The sequence below is a fragment of the Candidatus Merdisoma sp. JLR.KK006 genome (assembly GCF_036941035.1).
Taxonomy (GTDB): Bacteria; Bacillota; Clostridia; order Lachnospirales; family Lachnospiraceae; genus Laedolimicola.
On the sequence record NZ_JAYMNS010000002.1, the window covers coordinates 47,039 to 59,282 of the forward strand.

General features: G+C 44.6%; 9 protein-coding genes, 1 tRNA gene and 1 pseudogene. 4 read left to right on the top strand and 7 right to left on the bottom strand.

Annotated features, from left to right (window positions below):
• Window positions 1-142 precede the first annotated feature (142 nt).
• Together VSQ61_RS01865 and VSQ61_RS01870 are read right to left on the bottom strand one after the other, a co-directional pair.
• Window positions 143-476: pseudogene (locus VSQ61_RS01865) on the bottom strand (helix-turn-helix transcriptional regulator); the annotation flags it as partial.
• Between the two features lie 475 nt (window positions 477-951).
• Window positions 952-1,389, bottom strand: coding sequence for a hypothetical protein (locus tag VSQ61_RS01870; RefSeq protein ID WP_334342731.1), 438 nt, complete (start codon window positions 1,387-1,389; stop codon window positions 952-954).
• A 198-nt stretch (window positions 1,390-1,587) separates the two neighbouring features.
• Between VSQ61_RS01870 and fliD the strand changes: the two genes are divergently transcribed.
• Window positions 1,588-2,484: a flagellar filament capping protein FliD gene (fliD, locus tag VSQ61_RS01875; protein ID WP_334342732.1), complete on the top strand. Its 897-nt coding sequence runs from the start codon at window positions 1,588-1,590 to the stop codon at window positions 2,482-2,484.
• A gap of 84 nt (window positions 2,485-2,568) precedes the next feature.
• Here the strand turns inward: fliD and VSQ61_RS01880 are convergent, their stop codons facing one another.
• Window positions 2,569-3,618: an SH3 domain-containing protein gene (locus VSQ61_RS01880; protein ID WP_334342733.1), complete on the bottom strand. Its 1,050-nt coding sequence runs from the start codon at window positions 3,616-3,618 to the stop codon at window positions 2,569-2,571.
• Window positions 3,619-3,797: 179 nt separating this feature from the next.
• A complete protein-coding gene (locus tag VSQ61_RS01885) occupies window positions 3,798-4,688 on the bottom strand; it encodes a DUF5688 family protein (RefSeq protein WP_334342734.1) in 891 nt (296 codons plus the stop codon).
• Between the two features lie 210 nt (window positions 4,689-4,898).
• Here VSQ61_RS01885 and VSQ61_RS01890 point away from each other — a divergent pair.
• Window positions 4,899-4,971: transfer RNA gene (locus VSQ61_RS01890), tRNA-Arg, on the top strand.
• Window positions 4,972-5,406: 435 nt separating this feature from the next.
• On the opposite strand, the gene VSQ61_RS01895 is transcribed toward VSQ61_RS01890, so the two are convergent.
• Window positions 5,407-6,990 carry a sigma-70 family RNA polymerase sigma factor gene (locus VSQ61_RS01895; RefSeq protein ID WP_334342735.1) on the bottom strand — a complete coding sequence of 528 codons (1,584 nt, stop codon included), beginning with the start codon at window positions 6,988-6,990 and terminating at the stop codon, window positions 5,407-5,409.
• Window positions 6,991-7,351: 361 nt separating this feature from the next.
• On the opposite strand from VSQ61_RS01895, the gene VSQ61_RS01900 reads away from it, so the two are divergent.
• Both VSQ61_RS01900 and VSQ61_RS01905 read left to right on the top strand, forming a co-directional pair.
• A complete protein-coding gene (locus tag VSQ61_RS01900) occupies window positions 7,352-9,262 on the top strand; it encodes an AAA family ATPase (RefSeq protein ID WP_334342736.1) in 1,911 nt (636 codons plus the stop codon).
• Window positions 9,263-9,304: 42 nt separating this feature from the next.
• Complete coding sequence (locus tag VSQ61_RS01905) at window positions 9,305-9,772, top strand: hypothetical protein (RefSeq protein WP_334342737.1); 468 nt, start codon at window positions 9,305-9,307, stop codon at window positions 9,770-9,772.
• Window positions 9,773-9,848: 76 nt separating this feature from the next.
• On the opposite strand, the gene efp is transcribed toward VSQ61_RS01905, so the two are convergent.
• Window positions 9,849-10,406, bottom strand: coding sequence for an elongation factor P (gene efp, locus VSQ61_RS01910; protein WP_334342738.1), 558 nt, complete (start codon window positions 10,404-10,406; stop codon window positions 9,849-9,851).
• Between the two features lie 219 nt (window positions 10,407-10,625).
• A complete protein-coding gene (locus tag VSQ61_RS01915) occupies window positions 10,626-12,140 on the bottom strand; it encodes an FGGY-family carbohydrate kinase (RefSeq protein ID WP_334342739.1) in 1,515 nt (504 codons plus the stop codon).
• Between the last annotated feature and the right edge of the window lie 104 nt (window positions 12,141-12,244).

Consider the following 12,244-nt stretch of genomic DNA (forward strand, 5'->3'; position numbering starts at 1 on the left):
CTCCCAGAATGGAAAGCCATAGTCCCAGTCCCTGTCCAGAGCATTTTCTTTCATTGCTTTATCCCTCCCTCTGCTTTTCCATGGGCTGTTTCCCTCTTTATGGGTAAAATCAGCCGTTGAGTAGGATAGCCAAACTCCGTCAGAAGCTCCCCTGCTCCCTGTATTTTGCCGGGGACTTTTTGTACATAGCCCTAAACCTGTCGGTGAATGCCTGCCGGCTCTCAAAGCCTGCCATAAGAGCAATCTCCAGAATGGACTTTTCGGAGCATATTAAAAGCTTTGCCGCTTCCGTAAGCTGTCTGCGCCGGATAATAGTCATGGATGGTGATTCCAACCGTATTTGAAAACATCCGGTGCAGATGATATTTGGAACAGTGAACCCCGGCCGCAGCCTGGCTTAAGTCCAGCTTTTCACTTAGATTGGACTCAATGTAGGAAATCACTTCTTCAACTGTTTCCACATTTTGGCTTTCCATTTTCCTTTCTTAAGTATGGATAAGACAAACAGCGTCTATGGATAAAGAATTTTTCTTTTTCCATAGACGCTGTTATACCAGAAGCTTATAGGATTTTTTCATGATTCTTGCGGAATCGTCCCTCTTAGATGCAATGACTCGTTTTCTTTTCTAAGCAGCAGAAAACCAAGTTTAGGGATACCCCATATGCCACTACCGATTTTGATTTATGGTAGTGCGCCAATGTGGCACATGCAGGTATACTATTTCATTATTCTTTGATCTTGCCCAATTCATTTAAATTAATGCCAAAAAACGTTAAAATGATTTTCAATAGGTCCGAAAGTGTAAAGACTTTATTGAATCAGCGATCTGTTTGCCCAGGTTCTTCTCATTTACTTCAGAATTCCAAACCCTGCACCCACTTCTCCAATTCCGCTTTTGATAATCTTCCATTCAAAATCCTGCCTTATATACCCCCTATCTATCATTCGTTTTATTTGAGATAGCTTTTTAACTGCTCAATATTTTTTTCTTCAAAATCCATCAGCTCTTCTGCCAGTTCACAGTACTCTTTTTTTGCTCCCTTATTTGACTTCACTGTCTTCATCAGATCGGTAATCCCCCGGGTATTCCCCTGAATCATCAGATCCGCCACATGCTCCGTACTGGTATTCAAAAGCGTATTGGCCTGAATGGAGGTCCACAGCATGGCTTTTCCTACTGGTGAAGAGGTCTCCGGCCGCTGATTGGCCTCCCGAATCTTCTCTGTCACCTTATCCTCAAAAGAAAGAAAACGTACCGCCTGCCGATTCAGATCCAAAGCTAGATCCTCATCATATACCTTGCTGATAATCGCATTAATTGTCTCTACTCCCATTTTACTGTTTCGGTACGCTTCATTCAGCACTGCCATATCTTCACCTGTAAGCATAAAAATCTCCTTTCGCATACTGATTTTTCTCTAGCATGTGGAGATTTTTTACTTTTATTCATCTTTCAAGTCAAAATCTTTAACCTTTTATTCCTTTTCCTTTTATTTCAAAATTTTCTGCCGATATATTAAATAGAGGGAAACCTAAGTTTTCCTTTTATAAAATACGGTATTTTATACCAGAAAGGAGTTGAAAATATGGCAGTAAGTGCAGTATCTAGTTATGGTACAAACAATGTGTATCAAAGTTGGGTGGATAATGCGTATGCTGATAAGGAGAAATTGGAAAAGGAACTGGGCATCGATACATCCGACAGCTCCGATACCAAAACTTCAAGTACTTCCGGTACTTCAAGTACAAGCGGCACCAATACAACCTCCGGTAGTTCAAGCTCCAGCAGTACCAGTACTTCAAGCACAAGCACTTCAAGTTCTTCCAGTACTTCTACATTCCTGCTGAACTATAAGCATAACCTGACTTCTTTGGAATCTGCTTCCGAAAAGCTGCGTTACGGCAGTCGGAACAACGTATTCTCCAAATACGAAACGGCTATGAAAGATCTGCAGAGAGCTACTACGGATGAGGATAAGGCTTCTGCTCAGGCAGCCGTAGACAAGGCACAGGAGGAGATCATCTCTGCGGTAAAGGATTTTGCCAAGGCTTACAACAGTGCTGTTTCTTTCCTGGAAAGCAATTCCGACCGCAGTTCTACTGTAGTCAGACAGTTAAATTCTCTGAAGAACGCCCTGACCACCGAGGATGCAATGGCTCGAATCGGCTTAAGCTTCGATAAGTCCGGAAACCTTCAGGTTGATGAGGATAAGCTTAAAAAGACCTTGAACGAGAACTATAATTCCGTAAAGGACATTATGGGCGGTCAGTTCGGCATCGCTGAACGTGCTGCTTCCAAGGCTACTTATATCCTTGACCATGCATCCGTAGAAAAGATCGCCGGGGTTACCGAAAAGGAGAGCAAGGCAAATTCCATCAGTGATCTGGATGACTTTGAGATCTTTTCCAAATTTGCATTGGGCGGAGCTTATAACCTTACCAATTACTATGCAGTAGGCTCAATGCTGAACACACTTGTTTAGCTTGTTCCTATGGAACCTCATAAGATTTGAAAAAAGCGGCAAAGCCTTTTTTCTGGCTCTGCCGCTTTTGATTTTTCTTCTTTTTTATTCCAAAAATTCTGTCTTGCAATAGCATTCCTTATCGTTGTACCGAATCTTGCTCCAGCCATCCCCATAGCTCTCAATCTGTGTCACATGCTCACCCTGATAAGCTGTCCCAAGGCTTTCAGCCTCTGTGCTGGGCTGTGCACGCAGACGCACGCTTTCTGTAAACCGTGTCTCCCGGTTCTGGGCCGTACCCTCTGCTGCCGGAGCCGGTTCTTCCTGTGGGGCCTCCTCTTCCGGGGCTTCCTCTGGTGTCTCCTCTGGAGTTTCTTCCGGTGTCTCTTCACCTGCATCCGCTACTTCCGCCGGTTCTTCTTCCGGCTCTGATGAGAGACGCACATACCGCTCCTCCTGCTTTGCCAGATCCTCATCTGCCGCCTTAGCAGCTTCATACTTTGTCTTAACCTCTTCACGAAGAGCCTTTACTTCATCCCCCTCAGCAATCTTTTCTACATACTCCTTCAGCTCGTCACTGGCCTCCCGGTTCATAATGCAGAGACTGCCTTCTTCATTGGTATATACATACAAGGGGGACAAGCCCGGTGCAGAAGTCTCAATCTGCTTAAACTTAAGCTCATAGTAAGCAAAGACAACATAGGAACCTTCTTCCATTCCCTTCTTTGTATAGCAGGATATATTCTCATACCCCTCCACCAATGCCTGTGAGCCTAAAATACGGCTTTTCTCATCATCACTGATCTCATCCACCACAGTAGCCAGACCTTCCATATCTCCCGATGACAAATACTCATAATATTGCTTTACAATGGTATTTACATCCTCGTAGGCATCCTGTTCCAATACATTGGGCTCTATCTGTGTTGCCGTTCCCTCCTGACTGCCTGCTGCTGACAAAATGGCACCTGAGTCCTCTGCCTCATCTGCCTGTTCGCTCTGAATAGGAGCATCAGCCGCCTCTGCTTCCTGTGCTGCCCCTTTCTTCTTACCAAGTATTACAACTGCCGCCACAAGCACCAGACAAAGCACAATACAGCCCACCGCTGCCTGCCGCTTATAACTTGCTATCCAATTCCCAAAATTTTCTCCCATTTTTTCACATCCTCGATTCTATATTATTAAATTTTCCAGTTTTTCTTTGTAAGTTACATATGCTTAACAAATGTAACAATTTCGTAATAAAGAGATTGTAGCAAACTTATAGAAAAAAGGCAACTGTAAAATGTGACAATTTTGTGAAATCTATCCTCTTTTATACTCCAAATACTTTTTTATTCTTTTACAATGGATAGTTGACCGGATTCCGGCCGATAGAAATAAATCTGATCAGAGAGCACTTCTGTACGCAGTACCTGGGTCTGATTAATGTCCCGCACCATGGCAGCCAGCTCACCGGAATCGGCCACAGCCTCCGCCGGAATCAAAATTACCTCGTGCACGCTGCTTGGAAGCAGATAATAGGAAGATCCCAGATATTCTTCACAGTGCTTGAGCATACTGTCATACAAAATGCAGGAAGCCCCCAAAGCCTTTCTCGCATTAGTTAATACATACATTGGTATTCCATCCTCCCTGGAACCATCCAATCCGCCGGAGAGTTCGGAAAGTACCTCTGACATAGACTTGATCTCTGCCGGAAGCAGCCGTGGTGTATTCAATTTAGCATCCTTATATAGCTCACCGCAGGTTATCTGCCAGTATTTCATATGGCTGTTGTGAATGAGCACGGTAGCATTTCCAACAGGGGTATCTGGCAAAAGACAGTAAAATACAATGGCCAGATTCAAAAAGGGTACATGGGGAATCCTCCCAAGAAGCTCCTGATTTTTCTCATAATTAATGAGCTTGTAGACAACGGTAGGTTTTACTTTCCGATAATCCGTAAAAAAGTCTGCGTCAAAATGCTCGGAAAAGCAATTATCTTCACAGCACTCCAGTATGGTTTCCTGAATCTGCCTCATGGAACGGCCGCCCAGATATTCCTGATAATAAGAATCCAGATAAATGGCCGGAGCCGCACGTTCTCCCTCCTTTCTCACGGATAGCCCCTCCAGAATCACTCCGTTATTCTTCTCCAGAGGAATCAGGCTAAGCTCTGTGCCGCAGGGCAATGTTTCCCTCAAAAAACCGGTCACAGAGCCTACAAATTCTTGATAGTTCATTTTTTTCATCCTTTCTTTTTTAATTTGTCTTTTGGGGATTGATACAGCGAAACGCTGCTTTGAATTGAAAGACAAGCTTATTATACAGGAAAATTTTTCCTTTTGCAAGAGTTTTTTAAATTTTTAACATTTATTTACAATTCTGTTTTTTAAGATTCTGCTTGCATATTTTGGAATTTTGTTGTAGAATAATCAAGGTATCAATTTCATGCATCTGTAGCTCAGTGGATAGAGCACTGGCCTCCGACGCCAGGTGCCGCTAGTTCGAATCTAGTCAGATGCATTAAAGAAAGAAAAAGGTGTCGCAAAATCATCAAATTAGATGGTTTTGCGATGTCCGATTACACCATCAGCCTACTTCTGAGCGGCTTCTTCTTCAGTTCTCTTTGCAGACTCATCTTCTGCGGCTTTTTTCTCACCACCTGTTTTATCTGCAGTCTTATCAGTTGTACCAGTAGTATTTCCTGTAGTCTGGCTATTTCCTGTACTCGGAGTTATTTCTGTTGTTTTGCTGTCATTCTTATCGACTGCTGTATTTCCAACTTACACTAATGCTTTTCCTGCCAGTAATCATTGGTATAGCGGCAGGAAAAGCCATCCGGCACAACGCCGGCAGGGTAAACCCTATAAACCACCGCCGTACATGTCATCAAAGGGTTCGTAAGGTGTATAGGTCCCAACATAACCGGTCAATAGGCTCGTTTTTTCATTCTCCGGATCAGACGTCAGACGGCTCTGCCCCGCCTGCTTCAGGCCCTGTCCAGCTGTCCAGCGGGGACAGATCTCCGATCTCGTGCCATTCAATCTCAATAAAGGTGATCGAGTCGGGCATCTCGAATATCTGCCCGGTCCAATAGATGTCCCGATTGAGGGAATCTCCTTCCAGTGTGATGCGCGTAACAGAGCCTTCACCGGTTCCTCCAGACCATCCCGTGCTCATCATTCCGTCTCCGTCCCCGGCCATAGTGAGGCCGCCGTGAATTCCGCCATCCGCAATCGCTTCGGCGGGCTGACATACCGTCTTTGTATCCGGGTCATATTGAAAAACAAGGGCATAACTCGAGGATACGGATATCTCGGTATCCATTACCTCCCTTTCCAACAGCAGCGTCGGAACCGGGTCCTCCGGCTGCATCTGCACCAACGCATACCGATAGCCGACTAACTCACGCCCCGGCAGGTTTATTTCATCGTCATATTCACCATATTTATAATCGTCCGCCTGACGAATGATGTTACGATACTGCTCAAAGGCCTCGTCAATGGGGGAAGACTCCTCCGCTGCCTCTGGATCCTCCTGAACAATAACATCTTCCATGGCCGATGGTTCCTGAGTGTCAGTGGAATGAGATGTAAGCTGGGTCACGCCAAAAGCCCCAATGCCGACAACTGTCACGACAGCAAAAGCAATGAGTCCTATCTTCAGTGTGCCAAAACCGCCAGCCGCAGTGCCTGCCATTTCGGTGCCGGCCGCTGCTCCAACCGTACCGGCTCCCTGCGCAGTACCGGCTGCCCCGGCGGCATCCATGGGCTGCGAAGCAAGAATGGCATGAAGAATCCGGCTGTTCGGCACTGCAGCCCCGTATGCCTTCTGGCTGCGGAAAAGCAGCAGCAGGAATGGAAGCGGAGACAGACCGTAGAGCTTCGTGCCCTGCTTCTCCAGTTCCCGAACCTTCTTTTCGATTTTATTACGTCCATACATCAGCCGGCTCTTGACTGCACTCTCAGAGACACTCATAGCGGCCGCAATCTCTTTTACTGACAGTTCCTCGTAGTAGAACATGCCGATGGCAGCGCGCTGCTCCTCTGGCAATTCATCAAGAATCTCCCGAAGCAGGCGCATTGTCTCTTTCTGGTCGATGATCTGCTCTGGGAGATTCTCCATGCGCTCATCTGGGAACAGCTCCTCCACGGGAGTATCCTGTTCATCGCCGGAGCTCAGCTCCGCAAACAGCATAGGACGCTTCTTTTTCAGCCAATCCCGAGCTGTGTTGGCAGCAATCTGGCGCACCCATGGCAAAAACTTTGTGTCGCCCTGAAAGCTGTCCAAGTGGGCAAATGCTTTTATGTAAGTATCTTGTACGATGTCAAACACTGCGTCCTCATCCTTGATCATGGACTTGACGGTGTAATAGACCTTACTGTAAGTCTTTTCATATAAAGCGCCGACGGCATTTTGATCGCCCATGCGCGCCGCTGCCACCAGATCCGCCAACACGTTGTCCTGGGAAGCAGGCTTTTTGCAGTATGGACAAAATGCGGCATCGTCTGCGATTTGTTTTCCGCAAGAAGTACAGTACATTATTTATTGTCCCTCCTCTATCTTTTTCTGACTCATAATATTTTGGTGCAGTTCCTCTTTTTTCGCCCTGTTCCGGGGTTATCCGTACACCTATAGAACGAATAGAAGGTACCGCCGGTTGTAGATATCCTCAAAATTTTTTATTATCGTTACAATCCTATCATAGGCCCGCACCACGTACAAGTATAAGATATAGCATAAGAAATACTATCGGATTATAAAAATCTTTATTTTTCAATTAAGTAAGTGTATAATTATCACTGGCAGACACTAAAGAACAGATTGACAAAACGAGGAGGAAAAATTAGAATTTGATATAGAAAAAGGAATGTGAAAGATGTTAAGGAGGAAGAGGAAATAAATGGCACGTTATCTGGTAGGAAAAAATGGATTCTTAAAGAAAACATGGGAATTCATCCAGGCGCTGGAGGCATCTGGTGACGGAGATATCATTGAACTGGAGGAAGGGTTCAGCCCTTTTTATGAGCAAAACAATAAGTCGATAACAATTACCAAGAATATTACCATTGAAGGACATCCGGATAATGATGGGGCTTTGACCAATATCATTGATGGAGTAGTCATAAAAAATGGAGCCGTTGTCACCTTAAAAAATCTGGAAGTACGCAAGGGCGTAGATAAGAGCAATAACATCAATGTAAAAGAGGGTGCGGTTCTGGCTGCAGAAAATGTCCTTCTTACCTCTTATGCAGCGGCAGGTGAGAACTATCCGGTTGTCTTTATTTCAAACGGTTCGAAGGCTTCCTTTGTCAATAGTGTAGTTGCTCCTGGAAATCTGCACGACCAAAACTATCAAGTTTATGCGGAAAATTCAACGTTGGAAATAGCTAATTCTACACTCCATGCATGGATACAGGTTTCTAATTCAAAGCTGGATATTCAGAGTTCTGTGATTCAGTATGCGGAGAATTGTGCACTCTTTGCCAAAAAAAATAGTGTGGTAACCATATCATCGTCAACCTTGGAAGGAGGGTGCAGGACTGAAAAAGGAGCCTGGTCTTCTGTCAAATTACTGGATTCGAATCTGAACGCCGCGGATATATTTGTAAAACAATCAGAATATGACAAAGCATTGTATGCAATTAATTCTAAGCTTACATTGGATTCAGGCAGATATGATTCACTGTGCATTGAGAAATCGGAGGCTTCCATCGGAAATATTTGTGTTGTAGAAAGCTTTTTCATTTGTGACAGTTCACATGTACAAGCAGGAGGAATCTATATTGTTGGAAGGCACAACGGAAAAGTGAATCTTTATCTGACTAAGAAATCTACGCTGGAAGCAGATATCGTATGTTTTGGACAGCTAATAGAACCAAATACCAAAGCGGAGCGAAATACAAAGATAAATGTGGGGATGATGATACAGGCAGCATATGATTCCCAAAATTGGGAATTCATCCCAGATGAACAAGGGTCGGCGAAGAAAACAGGCGATGCTCCAGAAATTGTGTATTTCGGGGAATTGACTGCATTCGAGCGTTTGAACCAAATGGTAGGAATCGCCAGCGTAAAACAGGCGGTGGAGGAATTTGTCGCTATTGCTGAGATGAATAAAAGGCGTGAAAAACAAGGGTTTCAAAATTCGGCCTTTTCGCTGCACAGCATGTTTTTGGGAAACCCTGGGACCGGAAAAACAACCGTTGCACGTCTTCTGGGTGAGATACTTTATGAAAAGGAAATTATCAGTTCTAAAAAATTCGTGGAAACTTCACGTTCGGATCTGGTTGGCCGGTACATAGGGGAAACAGCGGTAAAGACACGGGAAGTACTGGAGTCAGCGCTGGGAGGAGTACTGTTTATTGACGAAGCATATACCTTATGGGCGGGAAATGAAAATTCACAAGATTATGGAATTGAGGCAATCAATGAAATCCTGAAGTTCATGGAGGATCATCGTCAGGATATCGTTCTTATTTTTGCCGGCTATACCCATAGTATGGAACAATTTCTTGAAAGTAATGAAGGATTGAAAAGCCGTATTCCAAATACCTTCCTATTTGAAGACTATACACAAGAGGAATTGATTCGGATAGGTCTGGATGATCTGCATAACCAAAAATATGAAATAGACGAAAAGGCATATGCGGATTTGGTTTATAAAAAACATTCCGAATCCGATGATAATAGTAATGGCCGATGGGTGCGTAACCTGAATGAAAAGCTGATCCGTAAGATGGCCCTTCGAGTTTCAAGAGATCCAAATGCGAATTTAGTGTTGATTATGCAAGAGGATATAGATGCTGTATAAATAATAACCAAAGAAAATGTATGATGGAGGAAAAAATAAAAGATGTCAAAGAACGACTATGTGAAACCGCCAAAGAACTCTGTTTTTAAGGACACTGCCGGAGCAATGAAAGGCGCTTATTCATATCTGCACCCGGATTACCGGAAACGAAAATTAATCCACCTGGTTCTTGTCGTTCCAGTAGTATTGTTCATTTACGCATTGATTGATGGACTATTGATGCCATGGACCCCCACAATTATAGATACGATCATTCTTACTATTTTAACAATTCTCAGTGCATATTTTTATCCGTTTTCCCTCTGGTGGTATAAACAGAGTTTTACCGGAAGCACGCTCAATGATATGGTATATATCGGGACCTTGTCGGGAGCAATGCTTCGAAAATTCGGAACGATGTTTTTCGGTATCGTTCTTGCCGGAGTATTGGCGCCCATTGCGGGACCGCTCGTTCTCCTAAATTGCAGAAAGAAAAATATGATTATTGGTGATACCTGCGATTTTAAGTAATCAAGGAAGGGTATCGCTCAATCATCTAATTGGATGATTCTGCGATACCCTCTTCTCTTTTCAATCCGTTAATATCTTATACTCTGGACAGATACTCGCCGGAACGGGTATCAATCTTGATCTTGTCACCCTGCTCTACAAAAAGGGGTACATATACGGTAGCGCCTGTCTCTACAACAGCCGGCTTGGTTGCACCTGTAGCGGTGTCGCCCTTGAAGCCCGGCTCCGTGTCGCTGATCTCAAGTTCCACAAAGAGAGGCGGCTCTACAGCAAATACGTTTCCGTTGTAGGAACATACCTTACACATCTCGTTCTCTTTTACAAACTTCAGAGCATCTCCGATATCCTCTGCATTCAGTGCAATCTGGTCATAGGTCTCTGCATTCATAAAGTGGAACAAATCTCCGTCAGAATACAAATACTGCATATCCACACGGTCTATCCGTGCTGCCGGGAACTTCTCGGTCGGACGGAAGGTCTTCTCCACTACGCCTCCGTTGATGATATTTCTAAGCTTGGTTCTTACGAATGCAGCGCCCTTGCCCGGCTTTACATGCTGAAACTCCATAATCTGATAAACATTTCCCTCGATCTCAAGGGTAACACCGTTTCTAAAATCTCCTGCTGAAATCATTCTTCACTTTTCCTCCTTTTTTCTATGCACCATCTGTGCTCTGCTGCTTTTAAATTTAGTACTTCTTATTTCTTTTTATGGCTGCTCTTCTTCTAACCATTTTTGTCTTCCAAAAAAGTCCTGTGAACCGCCCCTCTTGAAACGGCAGCAGCCAAGTGGACATGCTGCACAAATTTACACCTTATTCTATAATAAAACACTCTGCATTTCAAGTATTTTTTAATTTTTAAAGCGTTCCCATGCGCTGCTTAAGCCCTCAATGACTGCCCGGTAGGTTGCATATTTTTCCTCGTAGATCTCTTTGTACTCCGAACGGGGATATATCGTCTTGGTAATCGTTACAGTGCGGCGGATAGCTTCCTGATAATCCGGGTAGATTCCGGCCGCAATTCCGGCTGCAATGGCTGCTCCCTGAGCTCCTAACTCCTTGTCCGCAATCACGTCAATGGGAATCTGCAACGCATCCGCAAAGATCTGCACCCACACATCAGAATTGGCGGCACCGCCGGAGAGACGGATGCTCTTTGGAATCTCTCGGTTTCTAAGCAGCTTCTTTACATGGGTCACATGGGAAAATACGATTCCTTCATAAACTGCACGCAACATGTGCTTTTTGCTGTGGTAAGCGGTCAAGCCCACAAAGGTTCCTTTTGCAAGAGCATCTTCGTTGGAACCGTTTAAAAATGGAAGAAAAATAATGTTGCTGTCCTGAGGTTCCATGGAGGATACCCATTCATTGGTGATCTGGTATACAGATCCGCCTTTTTCCCTGGCTTCTTCTTTTTCATAGTTCATCAAATTGTTAATGAACCATTCCATGTTTCCGGCAGAGGTAGGGCTGCTTTCTTCTATCAGAAAATATCCCGGAATACAGAACATAGAATTTAAAGCTACCGTTCCGTTGGTTACAGGTTTCTTTCCTATAAACTCGTTGATGCTCCAAGTACCTGCTATCATACACATCTGCTCCTCATCGGACAAGCCGGAGGCGATTCCGCAGGCGTTTACATCAAACATTCCGGCTGCCACCGGCGTTCCCTCCGGAAGCCGGGTTTTCTCACTGGCTTCTTTGGTTACATGACCGCATAGATCTGCAGAGTGGCGCAGAGGCGGAAGCTTTTCATAGCATTCCTCCAAGCCATAGAGAGCCATAAGCTCTTTATCATGCTGCCCTGTTATCATATTTACCAAATTACCGCCGGAGCAGTCTGTATACTCGCTGTAGGCTTCTCCTGTGAGCATATAGCGAATGTAGTCTTTGACAGCAAAGATGTATTTGGTGTTTTCAAGTACCTCCGGCTGATTTTCTTTAAACCAGGCTAAAAGGCTTACAGGCTGTACGGCCAGGATTTCCTGAAAGGTTTTTTCGTATACCTTTTTATTGGTTCCATCCTTGTACCACCGCTCCGCCTGCGCCCATGCCCTTGTGTCTGTTGACATAATTCCGTTGTAGGACGGCTTTCCGTCATGGCCTATCATGTACAGGCCCTTGCCTGCTCCTGAGAAGGATACGCCTGCGATGTCTTTTGGATCGATACCGCTCTTTTCGATAGCTCCCCGGATGGCATCTGCATTGACTTGCCACAGCTCGTCCAAGTCTTTTTCTGTGTAACCCGGCTTTGGCGTCAGTGTGACGGTTGGGACGCTGGCTACGGATATTTGCCTGCCGTTCTCGTCAAATAGAGCCGCCTTGGAAAAAGTTCCCCCATTATCAATTCCCAATAAGTACTTCATATTTTCTCCTTTCATTGATCTGCACATGTTTTTGTGCATAAAGGGATACCCGTAGGGTGTTTCATTGTTCTGCACATAATTTTGTGCATAAAGGGATACCCGCA